17 protein-coding genes are annotated in these 19,380 nt (G+C 71.1%); 12 read left to right on the top strand and 5 right to left on the bottom strand.

Going from position 1 to position 19,380, the window contains the following annotated elements; genetic code table 11:
• Positions 1–139: 139 nt before the first annotated feature.
• Positions 140–796 (bottom strand): TetR family transcriptional regulator, encoded by a 657-nt coding sequence (locus ACQP17_RS11290; RefSeq protein WP_433856151.1) that lies wholly within the window; start codon positions 794–796, stop codon positions 140–142.
• Between the two features lie 117 nt (positions 797–913).
• Here ACQP17_RS11290 and ACQP17_RS11285 point away from each other — a divergent pair, with 117 nt between their 5' ends.
• Positions 914–2,515, top strand: a complete 1,602-nt coding sequence (locus ACQP17_RS11285; protein WP_433856150.1) for an MFS transporter — start codon at positions 914–916, stop codon at positions 2,513–2,515.
• Positions 2,516–3,319: 804 nt separating this feature from the next.
• Positions 3,320–3,736 (top strand): peptidase inhibitor family I36 protein, encoded by a 417-nt coding sequence (locus tag ACQP17_RS11280; protein WP_433856149.1) that lies wholly within the window; start codon positions 3,320–3,322, stop codon positions 3,734–3,736.
• Between the two features lie 126 nt (positions 3,737–3,862).
• Here the strand turns inward: ACQP17_RS11280 and aceE are convergent, their stop codons facing one another.
• Positions 3,863–6,595: a pyruvate dehydrogenase (acetyl-transferring), homodimeric type gene (gene aceE, locus ACQP17_RS11275; protein ID WP_433856148.1), complete on the bottom strand. Its 2,733-nt coding sequence runs from the start codon at positions 6,593–6,595 to the stop codon at positions 3,863–3,865.
• 516 nt (positions 6,596–7,111) lie between these two features.
• On the opposite strand from aceE, the gene ACQP17_RS11270 reads away from it, so the two are divergent.
• The 6 genes from ACQP17_RS11270 (at position 7,112) to ACQP17_RS11245 (ending at position 11,728) form a co-directional block, all read left to right on the top strand.
• Positions 7,112–7,543 (top strand): DUF3052 domain-containing protein, encoded by a 432-nt coding sequence (locus ACQP17_RS11270; RefSeq protein ID WP_433856147.1) that lies wholly within the window; start codon positions 7,112–7,114, stop codon positions 7,541–7,543.
• A gap of 145 nt (positions 7,544–7,688) precedes the next feature.
• The gene (locus ACQP17_RS11265) at positions 7,689–8,147 is read left to right on the top strand and encodes a peroxiredoxin (RefSeq protein WP_249637559.1); all 459 of its coding nucleotides are present in this window, start codon (positions 7,689–7,691) and stop codon (positions 8,145–8,147) included.
• Positions 8,148–8,316: 169 nt separating this feature from the next.
• Positions 8,317–8,892 carry a TerD family protein gene (locus ACQP17_RS11260; RefSeq protein WP_433856146.1) on the top strand — a complete coding sequence of 192 codons (576 nt, stop codon included), beginning with the start codon at positions 8,317–8,319 and terminating at the stop codon, positions 8,890–8,892.
• A 213-nt stretch (positions 8,893–9,105) separates the two neighbouring features.
• Positions 9,106–9,681 carry a TerD family protein gene (locus ACQP17_RS11255; protein WP_364880926.1) on the top strand — a complete coding sequence of 192 codons (576 nt, stop codon included), beginning with the start codon at positions 9,106–9,108 and terminating at the stop codon, positions 9,679–9,681.
• A 52-nt stretch (positions 9,682–9,733) separates the two neighbouring features.
• The gene (locus ACQP17_RS11250; RefSeq protein ID WP_433856145.1) at positions 9,734–10,888 is read left to right on the top strand and encodes a DUF475 domain-containing protein; all 1,155 of its coding nucleotides are present in this window, start codon (positions 9,734–9,736) and stop codon (positions 10,886–10,888) included.
• A gap of 96 nt (positions 10,889–10,984) precedes the next feature.
• On the top strand, positions 10,985–11,728 hold the full coding sequence (locus tag ACQP17_RS11245; RefSeq protein ID WP_364880922.1) for a TerD family protein: 744 nt from the start codon (positions 10,985–10,987) through the stop codon (positions 11,726–11,728).
• 62 nt (positions 11,729–11,790) lie between these two features.
• Here the strand turns inward: ACQP17_RS11245 and ACQP17_RS11240 are convergent, their stop codons facing one another.
• Positions 11,791–12,879: a TerD family protein gene (locus tag ACQP17_RS11240; protein WP_433856144.1), complete on the bottom strand. Its 1,089-nt coding sequence runs from the start codon at positions 12,877–12,879 to the stop codon at positions 11,791–11,793.
• Positions 12,880–13,096: 217 nt separating this feature from the next.
• Between ACQP17_RS11240 and ACQP17_RS11235 the strand changes: the two genes are divergently transcribed.
• The 4 genes from ACQP17_RS11235 (at position 13,097) to ACQP17_RS11220 (ending at position 18,332) form a co-directional block, all read left to right on the top strand.
• Positions 13,097–14,269 carry an HpcH/HpaI aldolase/citrate lyase family protein gene (locus ACQP17_RS11235; RefSeq protein ID WP_433856143.1) on the top strand — a complete coding sequence of 391 codons (1,173 nt, stop codon included), beginning with the start codon at positions 13,097–13,099 and terminating at the stop codon, positions 14,267–14,269.
• Complete coding sequence (locus ACQP17_RS11230; protein WP_433856142.1) at positions 14,266–16,797, top strand: phosphoribosyltransferase; 2,532 nt, start codon at positions 14,266–14,268, stop codon at positions 16,795–16,797. Before ACQP17_RS11235 ends, ACQP17_RS11230 begins: the two co-directional genes overlap by 4 nt.
• Positions 16,797–17,600: an HAD family hydrolase gene (locus ACQP17_RS11225; protein ID WP_433856141.1), complete on the top strand. Its 804-nt coding sequence runs from the start codon at positions 16,797–16,799 to the stop codon at positions 17,598–17,600. The genes ACQP17_RS11230 and ACQP17_RS11225 overlap by 1 nt, the downstream gene beginning before the upstream one ends.
• Positions 17,601–17,672: 72 nt before the next feature.
• Entirely contained in the window at positions 17,673–18,332 is a 660-nt protein-coding gene (locus tag ACQP17_RS11220; RefSeq protein ID WP_433856140.1) for an O-methyltransferase, read from the top strand.
• Positions 18,333–18,390: 58 nt separating this feature from the next.
• Here the strand turns inward: ACQP17_RS11220 and ACQP17_RS11215 are convergent, their stop codons facing one another.
• Positions 18,391–18,609: an FmdB family zinc ribbon protein gene (locus tag ACQP17_RS11215; protein ID WP_433856139.1), complete on the bottom strand. Its 219-nt coding sequence runs from the start codon at positions 18,607–18,609 to the stop codon at positions 18,391–18,393.
• A 118-nt stretch (positions 18,610–18,727) separates the two neighbouring features.
• Positions 18,728–19,348 carry a bifunctional 4-hydroxy-2-oxoglutarate aldolase/2-dehydro-3-deoxy-phosphogluconate aldolase gene (locus ACQP17_RS11210; protein WP_433856138.1) on the bottom strand — a complete coding sequence of 207 codons (621 nt, stop codon included), beginning with the start codon at positions 19,346–19,348 and terminating at the stop codon, positions 18,728–18,730.
• Positions 19,349–19,380: the final 32 nt, after the last annotated feature.

Genomic DNA, 19,380 nt, shown 5'->3' with positions numbered 1-19,380 from the left:
GACACCTGTCGTCCGTTTTCGGTGCTCAGTCGTGCAGGGGTGGTCTCAGAGGCCTCCACCACCGATCGCGCAGCGCCGGACGGCAGTTACGCGCAGTGGGCGGGAACGCGGTGTTCGCCCCGACCGCCGCCGGCCGCTTTCACCCCGTCCGCCAGTTCCCCTCGATCGCCGGCCCGATGTGATCCAGATAGGACATGGTCAGCTCGCGGATCGCGGACACACTGCAGTCCTCGCCCACGCTCCAGACCTTGCCCGCGGCCCGCATCACCCCGCTGAACGTGGCGACCAGCACCCGCGGCCGCGGATCGGCGTCCACGTCCAGTCCCTCGCGCCGGGCGACCAGGCGGGCCATCTGCTCCTCCAGCTCCGCGGAGCGCCGCAGCAGGACCGCGACCAGCGCCGGCGTCGACTCGATCATCCGGTAGGTGCGCATGTACAGCTCCACCGGGATCACCGACGCGATGGCGCTGCCGATGTCGTCCCAGGCGGCCGCCACCGTGTGGCGCAGGGCGGTGAGCGGGGCCTCCGTCGCGGGCCGGGCCAGCAGCTCGTCGAGGAAGCGGGCCTCGACCATCCCCTGGACCGCGAAGGTGACGTCCTCCTTGTTCGCGAAGTAGCGGAAGAAGGTCCGCTGGGAGACGTCCACCGCCTCCGCGATCTCGTCGACGGTCGTCGCCTCGTACCCCTGCTCCGTGAACAGCTCCAGCGCCGCCCGGATCAGGGCGGCGTGGGTGCGCTGCTTCTTGCGTTCCCGCAGGCCGCCCGCGGGTGCCGAATGCGGCGTCGAGGTGGCCATCCAAGCGCCGCCTTTCCCTGGTGTTCTCGCTGCTCAGAGTACCTGTGAGCGAGGTGACAGTCACCGACTGATGAATTTCTTTGTCAACTGTCAGTGGCTGACATTAGCCTCCTCGGTATGAGCTCTCAGACCCCGGTTGCCCACGCCGCGCCGGAACTTCCCGTACCGGAGCCCCCCAGGGGGCTGCGAGGCCATCCGTGGCTGACCCTCTTCTCCGTGGCCATCGGCGTCATGATGGTCGCTCTCGACGGCACCATCGTCGCCATCGCCAACCCGGCCATCAAGCAGGACCTCGGCGCCTCGCTGGCCGATGTCCAGTGGATCACCAACGGCTACATGCTCGCCCTGGCCGTCTCGCTGATCACCGCGGGCAAGCTCGGTGACCGCTTCGGCCACCGCCAGACCTTCCTCATCGGCATCCTCGGCTTCGCCGCCGCCTCCGGTGCCATCGGGTTCTCCCACGAGGTTTCGCTGGTCATCACCTTCCGTGTGCTGCAGGGCCTGTTCGGCGCCCTGCTCATGCCCGCCGCGCTGGGACTGCTGCGCGCCACCTTCCCGGCCGAGAAGCTCAACATGGCCATCGGCATCTGGGGCATGGTCATCGGCGCCTCCACCGCCGGCGGCCCGATAGTCGGCGGGCTGCTGGTCGAGCACGTCAACTGGCAGTCCGTCTTCTTCATCAACGTCCCGGTCGGCGTGCTGGCCCTGGTCCTGGGCCTGGTGATCCTCAAGGACCACCGCGCCGAGAACGCCCCGCGCTCGTTCGACGTGCCGGGCATCGTGCTGCTCTCCGGCGCGATGTTCTGCCTCATCTGGCCGCTGATCAAGGCGTCGGAATGGGGCTGGGGCGACATGAAGACCTTGGGCTTCCTGATCGGCTCCGTGGTCCTCTTCGGCCTGTTCGCCGTATTGGAGACCAAGGTCCGCGAACCGCTCATCCCGCTGCGGATGTTCCGCTCGCTGCCGCTGACCGCCGGCACGGTCCTGATGGTGCTCATGGCCTTCGCCTTCATGGGCGGCCTGTTCTTCGTGACGTTCTACCTCCAGAACGTGCACGGCATGACCCCGGTGGACAGCGGTCTGCACCTCCTGCCGCTCACCGGCATGATGATCGTCGGCTCGCCGCTCGCCGGCGCCCTGATCACCAAGCTCGGCCCGCGCCTGCCGCTGGTCGGCGGCATGGTCCTCACCGCCGTCGCGATGTACGGCATGTCCGGCCTGGACACCGACAGCGGCACCGGCCCGATGTCCCTCTGGTTCGCGCTGCTCGGCCTGGGCCTCGCGCCCGTCATGGTCGGCGCCACCGAGGTCATCGTCGGCAACGCCCCGCTGGAGCTCTCCGGTGTCGCCGGCGGTCTCCAGCAGGCCGCGATGCAGGTCGGCGGCAGCCTCGGCACGGCCGTGCTCGGCGCGGTCATGGCCTCCCGCGTGGACAACGAGCTGCCCGGGGCGTGGCATGCGGCGGGCCTTCCGCCGGCCCCGCCCGCCCAGGCGTCCCAGCTGTCCGACGCGGTCTCGGCCGGCTTCGCGCCGGTCCCCAAGGGCACCCCGCCCCAGCTGGCCGAGAAGATCACCTCCGTCGCCCACGACACCTTCGTCTCCGGCATGGGCCTGGCCTTCACGGTCGCCTGCGGGGTGGCCGTCGTCGCGGCCTTCGTCGCCTTCTTCACCAAGCGCGGCGCCAACGCCGAAGCGGGCGCCGGCGTCGGCCACATCTGACGCCCGCCCCGGCCCTGCGACACCCGCTCGCACGGCCCGGCGGCACCCGCCCGCCCCATCCGGCGCGCGTCCGGCCCGGGACCTCCCGGGACCGGACGCGCGCTTTTGCGTTGCGGGGGATGCGGGGGAGGGGAGCGGGGTGTGGGGTGCGGCGGGGTCCGGCTTGCTGAGGGGTGCCTGTTGGTGCTGTGGGTGGGCGCGATGGCCTGGGGGCTCTGGGGGCTCTGGGGCCTCCGGGGGCGGTCGCCCGGGAAGCGGACGGCCGACGGGCCAGGAGCCGACGGCCGGGACGGCCGCCGGGCGCGGTGGCCGACGAGCCCGGAACGCGGCAGCCGCGCGGTCCCCGGACGCGGAAGTCGACGGGCCAGGTGCCCGCGCGCCCGCCGGACGTCAGCAAGCCGCGTCAACCCGCCGTACGGGGTCGATCCACGCCTCTTCCGCCGTACGCCCCGCGGGAGTTGGCCCCGGCCGTGGCGGGGAATCCCTCATCCGGATGAGCCGGCGCGGGAACCTGCGCCCCGCCTGCGGTCCTCCTGGGCGCGCACGCCCGCTCCGGTGCCCGGTGCACACCGGGAAGAACGGTTTCCGCGATCCGCGTCCGACGCCCCGTCCCGCGTCAACACCGCGCACCGGCGCCCCGCTCCGCACCGTTCCGCTCGTCCACATACCTGATCCGGGTGGGACGACCGTCCGGGCCTTGGCAGCCGCACCGCGGCCTCGCGAAGCTCGAAGCCGAACGACCCGCCGCGGGCAGCCGGCCCGCCGCGACCCCGCACATCGCCCACTCCACGGGGGAGATTCCCAATGCGAATGCATCCGCGCACGTCCCGCACCACCGCCCTGCTGACCGGCCTCACCGCGCTGGCCGCCGTGCTCGCCGTACCGCTCGCCGCCGGCACCCCGGCCGCGCGGGCGGCCACCGCCGGCCGGGGCGCCGCCTCGGGGGACTGCGCCGCCGGCCAGTTCTGCGTCTGGCCGACGGCCGACTTCCGCGGCAAGCGGCAGGCCTACGAGCTGTCCGACATCGACATCGAGAGCTGCGTCCCGCTGCCCAAGGGGAGCACCGCGGCGGCGCTCGCCAACCGCACCGGGCGGCCGGTCACCACCTATCAGAGCGCGGAGTGCGCCGAGACCGCCGAATACAACACCTATCCGGGCGGCGGCACCTGGGTGCCCCGATCCCCTTATCAGGTAAGGGCGTTCAAGGTATGGGAGCGCTGAACCGGGCGCGCGCGAAGCCTCCGCGCCCCCTTGCCGCCCGCTGCACGACACCGTGCCCCCCCGACCGGCGAAGGACGCCGGTCGGGGGGCACGGGGAGCAGGCTGCGGCGGTCGGCCGCGGTGCGGTCAGGCGTCGCCGCCGGCCTCACCCGCGTCGGCGGCCGTGACGTCCAGGAGCTGGTAGCGGTCGATCGCCTGCTTCAGCAGCGACCGGTCGACCTTGCCCTCCTTGGCGAGCTCGGTGAGCACACCCAGGACGATGGACTGCGCGTCGATGTGGAAGAAGCGACGGGCCGCGCCGCGGGTGTCCGCGAAGCCGAAGCCGTCGGCGCCCAGCGACTGGTACGTGCCGGGAACCCAGCGCGCGATCTGGTCGGGCACCGCACGCATCCAGTCCGAGACCGCGAGCGTGGGGCCGTCCGCGCCCTGGAGCTTCTGCGTCACGTACGGGACGCGCTGCTCCTCCTCCGGGTGCAGAAGGTTGTGCTCCTCGATCTCCACCGCGTCGCGGCGCAGCTCGTTCCAGGACGTCGCCGACCAGACATCGGCCCTGACGTCCCACTCGTCCGCGAGGATCTGCTGTGCCTCGATCGCCCACGGCACCGCGACACCCGAGGCGAGGATCCGGGCGGCGTGCTCACCCTTCTCGGCGGCCTTGATGCGGTGCAGGCCCTTGAGGATGCCCTCGACATCGACGTCGGCCGGCTCCGCCGGGTGCTGGATCGGCTCGTTGTAGACGGTGAGGTAGTAGAAGATGTCCTCGGAGTTCTCGCCGTACATCCTGCGCAGACCGTCCTTGACGATGTGCGCGATCTCGTAGCCGTAGGCCGGGTCGTAGGCGACACAGGCCGGGTTCGTCGAGGCCAGCAGCTGGGAGTGGCCGTCGGCGTGCTGCAGACCCTCACCGGTCAGCGTCGTACGGCCGGCGGTGGCGCCCAGCACGAAGCCGCGCGCGAGCTGGTCGGCCATCTGCCAGAACTGGTCACCGGTGCGCTGGAACCCGAACATCGAGTAGAAGACGTACACCGGGATCAGCGGCTCGCCGTGCGTGGCATAGGCGGAGCCCGCCGCGATCAGCGAGGCCGTGCAGCCCGCCTCGGTGATGCCGTCGTGCAGCATCTGGCCGGTCGGCGACTCCTTGTAGGCGAGGAGAAGCTCACGGTCGACCGACTCGTACTGCTGGCCCAGCGGGTTGTAGATCTTGGCCGACGGGAAGAACGCGTCCATACCGAAGGTGCGGTACTCGTCGGGCGCGATCGGCACGAAGCGCTTGCCGATCTCCTTGTCCCGCATCAGGTCCTTCAGGACCCGCACGAACGCCATCGTCGTGGCGATCTTCTGCTGGCCCGAGCCCTTCTTGGCACCCGCGTAGGCCTTGTCGTCCGGCAGCGCCAGCGGCTCGGCCCGCACGAGACGGGTCGGGACGTACCCGCCCAGGCCCTTGCGGCGGTCGTGCATGTACTGGATCTCTTCGGAGTCCCGGCCCGGGTGGTAGTACGGCGGCGCGCCGTTCTCCAGATCCTTGTCCGGGATCGGCAGGTGCAGCCGGTCACGGAAGCCCTTGAGGTCCTCGACCGTCAGCTTCTTCATCTGGTGGGTCGCGTTGCGGCCCTCGAAGTTCGGGCCGAGCGTCCAGCCCTTGACGGTCTGCGCGAGGATCACCGTCGGCTGGCCCTTGTGGGCCTTGGCCGCCGCGTACGCCGCGTAGATCTTCTTGTGGTCGTGACCGCCGCGGCCCAGGTGCAGGATCTGGTCGTCGGTCATGTTCTCGACCATGGCGCGCAGCCGCTGGTCGTCGCCGAAGAAGTGCTCACGGATGTAGGCACCGGTCTCGGTGGCGTACGTCTGGAACTGACCGTCGGGCGTGCTGTTGAGCCGGTTGACCAGGATGCCGTCGCGGTCCTGCGCGAGCAGCGGGTCCCAGCTGCGGTCCCACACCAGCTTGATGACGTTCCAGCCGGCGCCGCGGAACTGCGACTCCAGCTCCTGCATGATCTTGCCGTTGCCGCGGACCGGGCCGTCGAGGCGCTGGAGGTTGCAGTTGACGACGAAGGTCAGGTTGTCCAGGCCCTCACGGGCGGCGATGGACAGCTGGCCGAGCGACTCGGGCTCGTCCATCTCGCCGTCGCCGAGGTAGGCCCAGACGTGCGACTTGGAGGTGTCGGCGATGCCGCGCGCCTCCATGTAGCGGTTCATCCGCGCCTGGTAGATCGCGCCGAGGGGGCCCAGGCCCATCGAGACGGTCGGGAACTCCCAGAAGTCCGGCATCAGCCGCGGGTGCGGATAGCTGGACAGACCGTGGGGGGCCTTGGACTTCTCCTGCCGGAAGGCGTCGAGCTGGGCCTCGGACAGTCGGTCCAGGAGGAACGCACGGGCGTAGACACCGGGCGAGGCGTGGCCCTGGAAGAAGATCTGGTCGCCGCCGTCGCCCTCGTCCTTGCCCCGGAAGAAGTGGTTGAAGCCCACGTCGTAGAGGGAGGCGGAAGAAGCGAAGGTGGCGATGTGGCCGCCGACGCCGATGCCCGGACGCTGGGCGCGCGAGACCATGACGGCGGCGTTCCACCGGGTCGCGTTCAGGACCTTGCGCTCGATCTCCTCGTTGCCGGGGAAGAACGGCTCGTCCTTGGTCGCGATGGTGTTCACGTAGTCCGTGCTGCGCATCTCGGGCACGGCCACACGCTTCTCGCGGGCGCGCTCGATCAGGCGGAGCATGAGGTAGCGGGCACGTTCCCGGCCGCGCTCGTCGACGGCTGCGTCGAGCGAGTCGAGCCATTCCTGGGTCTCTTCGGGATCGAAGTCCGGGACCTGGCTGGGAAGGCCGCCAATGATGATCGGGTTTCGATCGGATCCGGAAGCCACGCTGTTCCTTCGTGTTCGGTTCGTGCCGCGCTGTGCAGGGTGTGGATGCTGTGCACGGGACGAATGCTGTCTCTGCCTTGGTGTCGCGCCGTCTCCATCGTGTACCGAGCCACAGGGATACGTCACCTCTACTGATGGGTAACCCATCCGTAGAGAGATGGCGCTGAAAAGGCCGATTTCTCGGGTCGGCCAAATCGCAACCATACGCTCATGTCGAAAGTGCTTCGCGTACGGACGTCCGGACCCCGAAATGAGATCCACAACCGGCCGGTGCCCCCCGAAGGGACCAGTCTCGCGCGAGTACCCGACAAACCCGGCAGAATGCTGTGGTGTGAATCACTTCGGCTTGTCCCGCCGGGGTCGTGGTTGCGGCGAGACGCCGCCAAACGTCACCGTTTCGGCGGTCTGGATCGCCGGGTACTTGCGCGATCCGCCCGGCCCGTGTGGACTACGCCCAATGCTCCGCGCACGCGCGGGGTCACCCGAGCATTTCCGAAACATGACAGGAGGCAATCCGTGAGCGCGACCGCGGACCACGCGGAGGAGCGGACCAACCCTGCCGCCAGGCTGGGGTTCGAGCCCGGACAGGTGGTCCAGGAGATCGGATACGACGAAGACGTCGATCAGGATCTCCGCGAAGGCATTGAGACCGTGATCGGCCAGGATCTCGTCGACGAGGACTACGACGACGTCTGCGACGTCGTGCTGCTGTGGTTCCGCGACGAGGACGGCGACCTCACGGACGCGCTGGTGGACGCCATCGGGCTGATCGACGAGGGCGGGCAGATCTGGCTGCTGACCCCGAAGACCGGCCGTGACGGGTACGTCGAGCCGAGCGACATCAATGAGGCCGCGCAGACCGCGGGTCTGTCCCAGACCAAGAGCATCAACGCGGGCAAGGACTGGGCCGGCAGCCGACTGGTCACGCCCAAGCCCGGCAAGCGCTGAGCCGCACCACCCCGAGTTCCAGCCGAGCCCCCTCCGCCTGTTGCGGAGGGGGCTCGGCCCTGTTCACGGCACGTTCCCCGGTCGTGAACCGCGGCGCGTAGGGTTGGTCGCGTCCTGTTGACAGTGAGCGGAAGGGAAGCACCCCATGGCGATCGAGGTCGGCACGAAGGCTCCGGATTTCGAGCTGAAGAACCAGCACGGCGAGCTGGTCAGGCTCTCCGACTTCCGCGGTGAGAAGGCCGTCGTCCTCCTCTTCTACCCCTTCGCCTTCACCGGTGTGTGCACCGGCGAGCTGTGCGCGCTCCGGGACGAGCTGCCGGCGTTCGTCAACGACGACGTCCAGCTGCTCGCCGTCTCCAACGACTCCCCGTTCTCGCTGCGCGTCTTCGCGGAGCAGGAGGGGCTGGAGTACCCGCTGCTGTCGGACTTCTGGCCGCACGGCGAGGCCTCGCGGGCGTACGGCGTCTTCGACGAGGAGAAGGGCTGCGCGGTGCGCGGCACGTTCATCATCGACAAGGAGGGCGTGGTGCGCTGGACGGTCGTCAACGGCCTGCCCGACGCCCGTGACCTCAACGACTACGTCAAGGCGCTCGGCACCCTCTGAGCCGCCTCTCCCACGGCGCCGGTGCGCCCACCGGGCGGACATCCGCACGGATCCGGGTGCGATATCTGCAATCGGCGGGAACCGGTCACTAGGATCAATTCGTTGATCCGATGCCATGCACGATGGGGGCGCAAATCTTTACGTACCCCTCGAATCTTTGGGAGGACTCGTGGGAGTCAGCCTCAGCAAGGGCGGCAACGTCTCGCTGACGAAGGAAGCCCCCAATCTGACCGCCGTCGTCGTCGGTCTGGGCTGGGACGCGCGTACCACCACCGGTACGGACTTCGACCTGGACGCCAGCGCCCTGCTGACGAACGGCCAGGGCAAGGTCGGCAACGACCAGAACTTCGTGTTCTTCAACAACCTGAAGAGCCCGGACGGTTCGGTCGAGCACACCGGCGACAACATCACCGGTGAGGGTGAGGGCGACGACGAGCAGATCAAGGTCAATCTGGCCGCCGTCCCCGCCGATGTCGACAAGATCGTCTTCCCGGTGTCGATCTACGACGCCGAGACCCGCCAGCAGAGCTTCGGCCAGGTCCGCAACGCCTTCATCCGGGTGGTCAACCAGGCCGACAACAACGAGCTGGCGCGCTACGACCTGAGCGAGGACGCCTCGACCGAGACCGCCATGGTCTTCGGCGAGCTGTACCGCAACGGCGCGGAGTGGAAGTTCCGGGCCATCGGACAGGGCTATGCCTCGGGTCTGCGCGGCATCGCGCAGGACTTCGGCGTCAACGTCTGAGCGGCGGCGTCAGCGGCTGCAGCAGCGGCTGCGAGCTGATCGCCGGCGTCCGGCCGGGCGGCGCCGACGCGGTGGCCGCCCGGGACAGGAACGACCGCGTCCGGCGCCGTACGCCCCCGTCCGGGGCGTGCGGCGCCGGACGCGCTTGAAGGGCAGGAAGGGATGCGGCCGTGCCCGGGCCCGGCCGCACCGACATCGGGGAGGAAGCGAACGATGAGCGTCACGCTTGCCAAGGGGGGCAACGTCTCTCTGTCCAAGGCCGCGCCGGATCTCACGCAGATCATGGTCGGCCTCGGCTGGGACGCGCGGTCCACGACCGGAGCACCCTTCGATCTCGACGCCAGCGCACTGCTGTGCCGGTCGGGCCGGGTGCTGGGGGACGAATACTTCGTCTTCTACAACAACCTCAAGAGCCCGGACGGCTCCGTCGAACACACGGGGGACAACCTCACCGGCGAGGGTGAAGGCGACGACGAGTCGGTCCTGGTCGACCTCACGCAGGTGCCCGAGGGGGTCGACAAGATCGTTTTTCCGGTCTCGATCCATGACGCCGAGGCGCGCGGCCAGAGTTTCGGCCAAGTCAGCAACGCTTTCATTCGCATCGTCAATCAGGCCGACGGCAGCGAACTCGCCCGCTATGACCTCAGCGAAGACGCCTCCGGCGAAACGGCGATGATCTTCGGCGAGGTGTATCGCTACAACGGCGAATGGAAGTTCCGGGCAGTGGGCCAGGGGTACGCGTCGGGTCTGCGGGGCATCGCTCTAGACTTCGGGGTCAACGTTTCGTAAAGCGCCGCGCACTGCGCGCGGGGGACCCACACAGCGAAGGATTGGGTAGGCAGTGCTCCTGAAAACCTTTGGCTGGTCGTTCGCCATCACGGCGGCCGGCCTCGCCTTGGCCGGCGTGCTCTGGGGGTGGCAGGGGCTCGCGATCGTCGGGATCCTGTCCATCCTGGAGATCTCGCTCTCGTTCGACAACGCCGTCATCAACGCGGGCATCCTGCGCAAGATGAACGCGTTCTGGCAGAAGATCTTCCTTACCGTCGGCATCCTCATCGCGGTGTTCGGCATGCGACTGGTGTTCCCGGTCGTCATTGTCGCGATCACCGCGAAGCTGGGGCCGATCGAGGCGGTCAATCTCGCCATCAATGACAAGACGCGCTACGAGGACCTGGTCACCAGCGCGCATCCGGCCATCGCGGCCTTCGGCGGGATCTTCCTGCTGATGATCTTCCTCGACTTCATATTCGAGGAGCGCGACTACAAATGGCTGTCCTGGATCGAAAAGCCCATGGCCAAGATGGGCAAGCTCGACATGCTGTCCGTCATCATCGCCCTGGTCGTCCTGCTGGTGACCTCGATGACGGTGGCCACCGCCGCGGCGCACGGCGCCGGTGACAAGAGCGCCACGGTCCTGCTGGCCGGCGTCGCGGGCCTCCTCACGTATCTCGTCGTCGCCGGAATCTCCGGCTACTTCGAGGACAAGCTGGAGGAGGACGAAGACGATGATGAAGGCGCGGAGGGCGCGGAAGGCGCGGCCGGTCAGCCGGCGGCGCCCGCGCGAATCGGCACCGGCGCGGCCGTGGGGCTGGCCGGCAAGGCCGCGTTCTTCATGTTCCTCTACCTCGAGGTCATCGACGCGTCCTTCTCCTTCGACGGCGTCATCGGCGCCTTCGCCATCACCAACGACATCTTCATGATGGCGCTGGGTTTGGGCATCGGCGCGATGTACATCCGCTCGCTGACGGTCTTCCTGGTCCGCAAGGGGACCCTGGACGACTACGTCTACCTGGAGCACGGTGCGCACTACGCCATCGGCGCGCTGGCCGTCATCCTGCTCGTCACGATCAAGTACGAGATCAACGAGGTCATCACCGGCCTGGTGGGCATCGTGCTGATCGGCCTCTCGTTCGCTTCCTCGGTGGTCCGCAACCGGCGTGAGGGCAAGCCGGGGGACTCCTCGGGAAAGTCGTCGGAAGTCACCTCCGGAGTGTGACGCGGCGCTGATTGAGGAACGCTCTCTGCGGGGCGGCTCTGGGGTGCAGACCTCGGGCCGCCCCGTTTGTCGGGGTCGAGCAATGGGGTGGGCAACGTGTCGTTCCTGGAGAATCTGCGGCGCGGCGGCGCTGCGAAGTTCGACTTCGACAGCGGCGGCGCGTCGTACGTCGTCGAGCTGACGAAGCGGAATCCGGTCGTCTCACTGACCAAGCAGGGGGCGGCCAGCGGGCATCTGCGGGTCAATCTGCACTGGCAGATGCGCACCTCCGATCTGCACGAGCGCAGCGGGCACGCCAGGGGCGGGCTGCTGCGGCACCCGGGGAAGCTGTTCAAGCCGGAGGTCGTGCAGGCACAGGGGCCTGCCGTGGTCAACGTCGACCTGGACCTGGCCTGTCTCTACGAGCTCCAGGACGGCACCAAGGGCGTGGTGCAGCCGCTGGGCAACTTCCTCGGCGACCTCAACGGCGCGCCCTTCGTGAAGCTCAGCGGCGACGACCGCTTCGGTTCGGGGTCCGGTGAGACGCTCTACATCAACCTGGACCACCGTGACGAGATCAAGCGAATGCTGATCTTCGTCTACATCTACGACGGCACACCGGCGTTCGACCGCACCCACGCGGTCGTGACGCTCTACCCGAGCAGCGGGCCGCGGGTGGAGCTGAAGCTGGACGAGCGTGCGCCGCAGGCCCGCTCCTGCGCCGTCTTCATGCTGGAGAACGTCAAGGGCGAGCTGACGGTGCGCCGCGAGGTGAAGTACGTCTACGGCTTCCAGGCGGAGCTCGACCGGCTGTACGGCTGGGGCCTGCAGTGGGGACGGGGCTACAAGTCGAAGGTGTGAGCCGTCCCCGTGGAGCGAGGCGCGGCGGGCCCACCGCGGTGCGGCGGCCCGCCGTGCCGTGGCTAACGGCGCTGGAACTGCGGGCCCTGCGGCGGCAGGACGAAGGACGGGTCCGGCACGAAGGGCTGCTGCGGTGGCGCCGGGTAGCCGTACGTCCCGGCCGGCGGCGCGGGCGGAAGGCCGTAGCCGGTCGGTGCCTGGGGCTGGTACTGCGGCGGCGGGCCCGGGTAGCCGTACGCGGGCCGCGCCGGGGGCTGGGCCGGCGGGGGCGGCACGTTCTGCGGGTAGCCGTAGCCGCCGCCGGTGGGTGCGGGAGCGGCCGGGGGCGCGCCGGCCGGCGGCAGCGGTGCGGACGAGAACGGCTCCGGCATGCCCTCCGGCACATGCTGGGTGACCGCGTCGGGGTCGGCCACCGCGCCGCTCTGCGGATCCGCAGCGGACGGCGCGCCGGAGGCCTGCTCGGGCCAGGTGCTGGGCGGCGGGGTCACGGGGGAGGCGGCGGGGCCGTCCGCGGGGGCCGGGTCCTCGGCCGCGGGCTTTGTGCCGGGCGGCTCCGTGCCGGCCGGCTGCGACGCCTCCGGCGCACCGGCCTCCGCGCCGTCCACCTCGCCGTCCTCCACCGAGATCCCGAACTCCGTCGCCAGGCCGACCAGCCCGCTGGCGTACCCCTGCCCCAGGGCGCGGAACTTCCAGGCCTCGCCGCGGCGGTACAACTCCCCGCAGATCAGGGCCGTCTCGTCGCCGGTCTCGGGCACCACGTCGAAGACCGCGAGCGGCTCGCCGTCGGTGGCCGCCGCGTCGTACAGCAGGACCCGCAGATCCGTCACGCCCGCGAACGGTCCGCCGTCCGAGGACGCGGCCAGGACGACCCGGTCCACCGAGGGGTCCAGCGCCGCCAGGTCCGCTTCGAGGGTGTCGGTCAGCACCTCGTCGAGCTGTGTCTTGGGCAGATGCCGCACCAGGCCGCTGGGGTGGCGGGGCTGGTTGTAGAACACGAAGTCCTCGTCGGAGCGCACGCGTCCCCCGGGGCCCACCAGCAGGGCCGAGGCATCGACATCGGGCACACCGGCGCCGGGCGTCCAGCGCAGGACGGCCCGGACCGCCGTGGCATCGAGGGGTACGTTCGACCCTTTCAGCATCGCGTGCGTCATGCCGCAATCCTGCCTTCCCTCAGCTCGCGGGGACAACGCGGGGGCCCCGTGAGCCGCGCACGGGCACGGGCGGCGGACACCCGGGCGCCCCGCGGGGGTTACGTGATTTTCACGCACGCGGGAACCAACCACACCCCCACGCACGTACGATTACCGGCTGGATCCAGACAGCGAGACACGCGGGGGGCCCGGATCCCGCAGGTATACGGGGAGTCATATGCAGCATTTTGGGTACCTTGCGCCCGATATTCGAAAGGCGCTGTTCCATCAGGAGCCGGTGGAGTTCACCGCCGACTCCCCGGCCCGCACGCTCGCGGTCGCCCTGGGCGCCACGCTCTACAGCCCCGCCACCCGCCCGCAGCTCGCCGCCGACGTCCTCAAACAGGCCGGGCGCGGCGTGCTGTCCATGGTGCTGTGCCTGGAGGACTCCATAGGGGACGCGGACGTCGAGGCCGGTGAGGAGAACCTCGTCCGCCAGCTCGCGCTGCTCGACGCCGCTGCCGCCGCGGGCGAGTGCCTCCCGCTGCTGTTCATACGGGTCCGCACCCCCGAGCAGATACCGGACCTGGTACGGCGGATGGGAGCCGCCGTGCACAGGCTGTCTGGATTTGTACTTCCGAAATTCACCGAGGAGAGCGGCGTCCCGTTCCTGGAGGCGCTGACCGCGGCCGAGTCCGCGAGCGACCGGCGGCTGTTCGCGATGCCGGTGCTGGAATCCCCGCAGCTGCTGCATCTGGAGAGCCGCACCGAGACCCTGTGCGGCATCGCCAGGACCGTCGACAAATACCGTGACCGGGTGCTCGCCCTGCGCCTCGGCGTCACCGACTTCTGCTCCGCCTACGGCCTGCGCAGGGCGCCCGACATGACCGCCTACGACGTCCGGATCGTCGCGTCCGTGATCTCCGACGTGGTCAATGTGCTGGGCCGGGCGGACGGCAGCGGCTTCACGGTCACCGGCCCGGTGTGGGAGTACTTCCGGCTGCACGAGCGGATGTTCAAGCCGCAGCTGCGGCGCAGCCCCTTCCTCGGACACGCCGAGGAGCTGCGGACCGCACTGATCGAGCACGACATGGACGGGCTGCTGCGCGAGATCGACCTCGACCGCGCCAACGGCCTGCAGGGCAAGACCTGCATCCACCCCTCGCACGTCGCGCCCGTGCACGCCCTGTCGGTCGTCAGCCACGAGGAGTTCAGCGACGCGGTCGACATCCTCCGGCCCGAACGGGGCGACGGCGGGGTGCTGCGCTCGGCCTACACGAACAAGATGAACGAGGTGAAACCGCACCGCGCCTGGGCGGAGCGGACCCTGCTGCGTGCCGAGGTGTTCGGCGTCGCGGCGGAGGGCGTCGGGTTCGTGGAACTGCTGACGGCGAGCGTGCCGCAGACATGACCGCGGTGAACGGCACGGGCGAACGGCACGACGGTACGACGAAGGAGACACCGCACGTGGTCTGGACAGGGGAATGGGTCGCCGGCCGGCTCGGGGTCTCGCTGAGCGGCGGGGACGAGCTGCCCGAGCTGCTGGGGCTGGCGCTGCGGCGCAACCCCAAGCGGGCTCATCTGCTCGTGTCGAACGTGCTCGGCAAGCATGTGCCGCAGCGGCCGGACGTGGTCCACGGGGCCGGCGTCGGTCTGGGGCGGCGGGTGCGGCAGCTGCTGGGCGAGGAGGCCGCCGCCCGCGCCGTCGTCCTGGGCTACGCCGAGACTGCCACCGGCCTGGGGCATTCGGTGGCCGACGGCCTGGCCTCGGCGCCGTATCTGCACTCCACCCGGCGGCCGGTGGCGGGCATCGCACCGGTGGGCGGGTTCGAGGAGGAGCACAGCCACGCCACCTCGCACCTGCTGCTCCCCGAGGATCCCGCGCTGCTGGCCGGGGACGGACCGCTGGTCCTCGTCGACGACGAGTTCTCCACCGGCACGACCGTGCTGAACACCATCAGGGCCCTGCACGCCCGCTTCCCGCGCGAGCGGTACGTGGTCGTCGCCCTGGTCGACATGCGCTCCGGCGAGGACCGCGGCCGGCTGGAGGCGTGCGCGGCGGAGCTGGGCGCCCGCGTCGACCTCGTGGCGCTGGCCGCGGGCGGCGTCCGCCTCCCCGACGAGGTGCTCTCCCGAGGCCAGGAACTCGTCGCCCGGCACGAGGCCCTCGCGGCCCGTACCCCGGCGGCCGGCCCCGACCCGGCGCCCGGTGCCGGCCCCGCCGTGCGGATCGACCTCGGCTGGCCCGCAGGGCTGCCGGACGGCGGGCGGCACGGCTTCACCCCCGCGCACCGGGCGCGCCTGGAGACCCGTCTGCCCGCCATGGCGGACCGGCTCGCGCGGCATCTGGACGGCGCGCGCCGCATCCTCGTCCTCGGCAACGAGGAGTTGATGTACGCGCCGCTGCGGATCGCCGGGGCGCTGGACACGCTGCGCACCGCGCGGGACGGCGACGCCGCCCCCGCCGACGGCAGCGGACCGGGCGTCTTCTTCTCCACCACCACCCGCTCACCGGTGCTCGCCGTCGACGACCCCGGATACGCGATCCGCACCCGGCTGTCCTTTCCCGCCCACGACGCGCCGGCCGACGGGCCGGGGGAGCGCTACGCCTACAACGTGGCGCCCGGCTCGGCGCCGGAACGCCGCTTCGACGCGATCGTCGCCGTCGTGGACGCGCCCGGTGACCGCCCCGAACTGCACGCCGAAGGCGGTCTGCTGCACCGTCTCGCCGCGCACACCGACCGGCTGCTGCTCGCCGTCGTTCCCTCCCGCCCGCCGCAACCGGAAGCCGGACCCATGCCCCTCCCCGAGCCGCTGCGCGGCCCCGCCTTCTCCTCCTACGGGGCCGACGAGGTCGGCTGGCTGCTCCAGGACCTCTCCGGGCTCACCCTGGAGGCCCCGACCGAGGAGCGCGAGGAGGCGATCCAGCGCGGCGGCGCCCACTACGCCGAGTCGCTGCCCGTCGAATACCAGCCGAGCGAGGAGTACCAGGCGCTGTTCCACAGCGCGCTCGACGCCTCGGCGGGCCGGATCGCGCGGGCCGTCGGGACCGTCACCGAGACCGTGCTCGCCGAGCGCGGCCCGCGCCCCGTCCTGGTCTCGCTGGCCCGGGCCGGCACCCCCGTCGGGGTGCTGATGCGCCGCTGGGCCCGGCACGCCCACGGGCTGGAGCTGCCGCACTACGCCGTCTCGATCGTCCGCGGCCGCGGTATCGACACCACGGCACTGCGCTGGCTGGCCGACCGGCACGACCCGGCCGATGTCGTCTTCGTCGACGGCTGGACCGGCAAGGGCGCCATCACCCGCGAACTCGCGGAGGCGCTCGCGGACTTCCCCGGCTTCGACCCGCGGATCGTGGTGCTCGCCGACCCCGGTGGCTGCGTCGAGACCTACGGCACCCGCGATGACTTCCTCATCCCGTCCGCCTGCCTCAACTCCACCGTCTCCGGCCTCATATCGCGCACCGTCCTGCGCGAGGACCTGGTGGGCCCGGACGACTTCCACGGCGCGAAGTTCTACCGCGAGCTGGCCGGCGCCGACCTGTCGGGCACCTTCCTGGACGCGGTCACCGCGCGCTTCGACGAGGTCGCCGGGGAGGTCGCCGCGGAGGTGAAGGAGCTGGCCGCCGCGGACCGGACACCCACCTGGGAGGGCTGGGAGGCCGTCCGGCGGATCAGCGAGGAGTACGGCATCCACGACGTCAACCTGGTCAAACCCGGTGTCGGGGAGACCACCCGCGTCCTGCTGCGCCGGGTCCCCTGGAAGATCCTGGCCCGGCGCGGCGCCGGGGCCGACCTCGCCCATGTGCGGCTCCTGGCGGAACAGCGCGGCGTCCCCGTCGAAGAGGTCGATCAGCTGCCCTACACCTGCGTGGGGTTGATCCACCCCCGCTTCACCCGCGGCGCCACCGGAGCCGACGGCACGGCGGTGGCCCGCTGATGCGCACCCTCGTCGCCAGCGACCTCGACCGCACCCTGATCTACTCGGCCGCCGCGCTGGGCCTGACCGTGCCCGACGCACAGGCCCCCCGGCTCCTGTGCGTCGAGACCTACGAGCGCGCACCGCAGTCCTACCTGACCGAGACGGCCGCCGGGCTGCTCGCCGAACTCGCCACCCGTGCCACCTTCGTGCCGGCCACCACCCGCACCCGCGCGCAGTACGGCCGCATCCATCTCCCGGGCCCCGAGCCGGAGTTCGCCGTCTGCGCCAACGGCGGCCATCTGCTCGTGCGGGGGGTGTCGGACCCGGACTGGCAGCGCACCGTCGCCGGGCGGATCGCCGCGCACTGCGCGCCGCTGGCCGAGGTCCGCGCCCATCTCACCGGCACCGCCGACCCGGCCTGGCTGCGCAAGGAGCGGGTGGCCGAGGACCTCTTCGTCTACCTCGTCGTCGAGCGGCCGCTGCTGCCGGACACCTGGGTGAAGGACCTCACCGACTGGGCCGCCGAGCGCGGCTGGACGGTGTCCCTCCAGGGCCGCAAGATCTATGCCGTGCCGCAGCCGCTGACCAAGAGCGCCGCCGTCGCGGAGGTGGCCCGCCGCACGGGCGCCGCCGAGATCCTCGCGGCCGGCGACTCCCTGCTCGACGCCGATCTGCTGCTGTCCGCCGACCGCGGATGGCGGCCCGGACACGGCGAACTGGCGGACGCCGGCTGGTCCGCCCCCCATGTCACGGCGCTGGAAGCACGCGGCGTGGCCGCCGGCGAGGAGATCGTCCGCGCCTTCCTCGGCGGCCTCGGCTAGTCTCGCCGGGGCGGTGGGCCGCCCCGTCCGGTGACCGGCCGCGACCGCAGCCCCCGAGCAGGAGGAGAGTCCGTGGCCGAGTCCAAGAGCACGCAGATCACCGCGGAGACATACGACTACGTCCTCGCGCACAACCCGCCGCTGAACGACGCGCAGCGCGACATCGTCGACCTCACGCATCGGGTGTTCCCGGAGGCGGCGGGGATGCAGTCGGCCCAGGAACAGGGGCCGCTGCTGGCGTTCCTGGTACGGCTGACCGGGGCCCGGCAGATCGTCGAGGTGGGCACGTTCACCGGCTTCTCGGCCCTGTCGATGGCCCAGGCCCTGCCCGCGGACGGCACGCTGCTCGCCTGCGACGTGTCGGAGGAGTGGACCGCGTACGCCCGGGAGTGCTGGGAGCGCGCCGGCGTGGCGGACCGCATCGACCTGCGCATCGCACCCGCACTGGAGACCCTGCGCGCACTGCCCGACGGCCCGCAGTTCGACCTCGCCTACCTCGACGCGGACAAGGGCGGCTACATCGCCTACTGGGAAGAACTGGTCCCCCGCATGCGACCGGGCGGCCTGATCGCCGTGGACAACGTCCTCTACGGCGGCCAGGTCGTCGACCGGGCGGCCACCGGCTCGGCCCTGGCGATCAGGGCCTTCAACGACCATGTCGCCGCGGACACGCGGATGGAAGCGGTACTGCTGACGGTGGCGGACGGGCTGACGCTGGCCCGCAGGCGCTAGGGGCGGACGGCCGACGGCCGCGTGAGGCGGCGGGCCGTCCGGCTCCCGTGAGGGCGCGTCAGCCGCAGCCGCCGCCTCCGCAGCAGCCGCCGCCACCGCGCGGGGCGGGGGCGGCCGCGGGAGCGGCGGCGGAGCCGCCGACGGAGACCGTGGAGAGCAGCTTCACGGTGTCCTCGTGGCCGTGGGGGCAGACCGCCGGGGCGGAGGACTCGGCCATCGGCCGGTTCAGCTCGAAGGTGCTGTCACAGGGGCGGCACCGGTATTCATAACGAGGCATGCGCACAGATTAGCCGCGGCGCCGCTCGGCGCACGACGGTGCCGGGCGGCGCGTCCGGCCCGGCCCCGCGCGGGCCCGGCACCTGTGCCCGGCTCCCCGCACGGCGCCGGGCGCCCCGTCAGCCCGCGCACACCGCCTGGAACTCCGCCGCGCGCTTGCGCAGCTCGTCCAGGTCGCCGCCGTCCGCCGCGTCCCCGATCAGCGGGGAGCCGACGCCCACCGCCACCGCCCCCGCGTCGAAATACCGCTGCGCGGTGGCCACGTCCACCCCGCCGACCGGCACGAACGCCGGGTCGGGGAAGGGGCCGCGGAGCGCCTCCAGATAGGCCGGCCCGCCCATCGACGCGGGAAACAGCTTCAGCGCGGAGACGCCCATCGCATCGGCCGCGATCACCTCGGACGGCGTCAGCACCCCGGCGAGCGTCGGCAGCCCCTGGCGGACGGACTCCTCCAGGCCGGCCCCGAGGCCGGGGGTGACGATGAGGTTCGCCCCGGCTTCGGCGGCGCGCCGGGCGTCGGCGGCGGTCTGGACGGTGCCGGCGCCGAGCCAGGCCGCGTCGCCGAGCTCGGCGCGGGCCCGTCGGATGACGGTGAGGGCGTCGTGCCCGCTGAGCGAGATCTCGATCAACGGAAGACCTGCCTCCGCAAGCGCCATGACCGTGCGGAAGGACGCTTCCGCGTCCCTGCCCCGGATGATCGCTACCAGCCGCTCGGTCCGGAGCGCTTCGCTGAGGTCCATGGCGTTTCCTGCTTTCTCCTGCACCCCGCCGC

Source organism: Streptomyces kronopolitis, assembly GCF_050953795.1.
Taxonomy (GTDB): domain Bacteria; phylum Actinomycetota; class Actinomycetes; order Streptomycetales; family Streptomycetaceae; genus Streptomyces; species Streptomyces kronopolitis_A.
The sequence above is the reverse complement of the archived record's forward strand: the minus strand, read 5'-3'. Positions and strand labels throughout refer to the sequence as shown.

Excerpts from the sequence above, each read along its gene's own strand:
- ACQP17_RS11290 (WP_433856151.1), bottom strand. The coding sequence starts at position 796 with ATGGCCACCTCGACGCCGCATTCGGCACCCGCGGGCGGCCTGCGGGAA.
- ACQP17_RS11285 (WP_433856150.1), top strand. The coding sequence starts at position 914 with ATGAGCTCTCAGACCCCGGTTGCCCACGCCGCGCCGGAACTTCCCGTA.
- ACQP17_RS11280 (WP_433856149.1), top strand. The coding sequence starts at position 3,320 with ATGCGAATGCATCCGCGCACGTCCCGCACCACCGCCCTGCTGACCGGC.
- ACQP17_RS11265 (WP_249637559.1), top strand. The coding sequence starts at position 7,689 with ATGGCGATCGAGGTCGGCACGAAGGCTCCGGATTTCGAGCTGAAGAAC.
- ACQP17_RS11255 (WP_364880926.1), top strand. The coding sequence starts at position 9,106 with ATGAGCGTCACGCTTGCCAAGGGGGGCAACGTCTCTCTGTCCAAGGCC.
- ACQP17_RS11240 (WP_433856144.1), bottom strand. The coding sequence starts at position 12,879 with ATGACGCACGCGATGCTGAAAGGGTCGAACGTACCCCTCGATGCCACG.
- ACQP17_RS11235 (WP_433856143.1), top strand. The coding sequence starts at position 13,097 with ATGCAGCATTTTGGGTACCTTGCGCCCGATATTCGAAAGGCGCTGTTC.
- ACQP17_RS11230 (WP_433856142.1), top strand. The coding sequence starts at position 14,266 with ATGACCGCGGTGAACGGCACGGGCGAACGGCACGACGGTACGACGAAG.
- ACQP17_RS11225 (WP_433856141.1), top strand. The coding sequence starts at position 16,797 with ATGCGCACCCTCGTCGCCAGCGACCTCGACCGCACCCTGATCTACTCG.
- ACQP17_RS11215 (WP_433856139.1), bottom strand. The coding sequence starts at position 18,609 with ATGCCTCGTTATGAATACCGGTGCCGCCCCTGTGACAGCACCTTCGAG.
- ACQP17_RS11210 (WP_433856138.1), bottom strand. The coding sequence starts at position 19,348 with ATGGACCTCAGCGAAGCGCTCCGGACCGAGCGGCTGGTAGCGATCATC.